The following is a 1214-nucleotide window of genomic DNA, read 5'->3' as shown; positions in this document are numbered from 1 at the left end:
TATTATCAGCAAAAGTTAAAGGAACAATTGGTATTTGATGGTTAATAGCTAGCCTAAAAGCACCATCTTTAAACGTATCTAATACAATATCTTCTTCGGGCACGCCTCCTTCAGGAAAAATGCAAATACTTAAGCCTTGTTTTAACCTGCGTTGTGCTCTTAAAAACACGGCTTTTCTACTTTCAGGAGAGCTTCTATCAACTAAAATACAGGTGCGTTTATAAAAGAAACCAAATAACGGAATTTTAGCTAATTCCTTTTTTCCTACAAACACAAACGGGTTTTTAACCGAAACTAACATTAACATGATATCGGCCATAGATGTATGGTTAGCAATAAACATATAACTTTGGCCCTTTTCTGGAATTTGTTCTTTTTGAAAAGATGTTTTAAAACCCATACCTATTAAAATAAACTTTGCCCAAAACCTAGCAAGTTTAAAAAAATACGGATACCACGATTCTTTACTAATAGACAATAACAAAAAAGGAAACAATACTACTATGGGTAAAGCCACCAAAATGTAAAACCAAATACGGTAAAGTGTCCAAAAAATGTATTTAAATAACTTCATAAGTTTCAAAAGTACATAATTGTATTGAGCAATTCTATTAAAAAATTTACCTTTGCAGCTTCATAAAAAGTAAACCATGGCAAGAATACTAACTGGCATACAAAGTACAGGAACACCACATTTAGGTAATATTTTAGGCGCTATACTACCCGCAATTGAAATGGCACAAAAGCCCGAAAACGATTCGTTTTTATTTATTGCAAACTTGCATACTTTAACGCAAATTAAAGATGCTGAAACGTTACGCACCAACACCTACTCTGTTGCTGCAACTTGGCTAGCCTTTGGCTTAGATGTTGAAAAAACAGTATTTTACAGGCAAAGTGACATACCACAAGTTACTGAATTATCATGGTATTTAAGCTGCTTTTTTCCGTATCAGCGTTTAACTTTAGCACACAGTTTTAAAGATAAAGCTGATAGGTTAGAAGATGTAAACTCTGGGTTGTTTACATACCCAATGCTTATGGCTGCCGATATATTATTGTATGACGCCGAAATTATTCCGGTTGGTAAAGACCAATTACAACATATTGAAATAACCAGAGATGTTGCTTCTAGGTTTCATAGCAAAGTAGGCGATGTGTTTGTTTTACCTGAAGGAAAAATACAGGAACAAACCAAACTTATTCCTGGTATT

Annotated in this window: 2 protein-coding genes; one reads left to right on the top strand and one right to left on the bottom strand. The window is 33.9% G+C overall.

Going from position 1 to position 1214, the window contains the following annotated elements:
* The coding region (locus FUA24_RS23855; protein WP_148545824.1) for a lysophospholipid acyltransferase family protein at nucleotides 1-574 on the bottom strand (574 nt) is incomplete at its 3' end.
* Nucleotides 575-650: 76 nt separating this feature from the next.
* Here FUA24_RS23855 and trpS point away from each other — a divergent pair.
* A partial coding sequence (gene trpS / locus FUA24_RS25965; RefSeq protein WP_394344241.1) for a tryptophan--tRNA ligase occupies nucleotides 651-1214 on the top strand: 564 nt, incomplete at its 3' end.

The organism is Seonamhaeicola marinus, from assembly GCF_008085455.1.
This window is presented reverse-complemented; position numbering and strand designations above follow the sequence as displayed.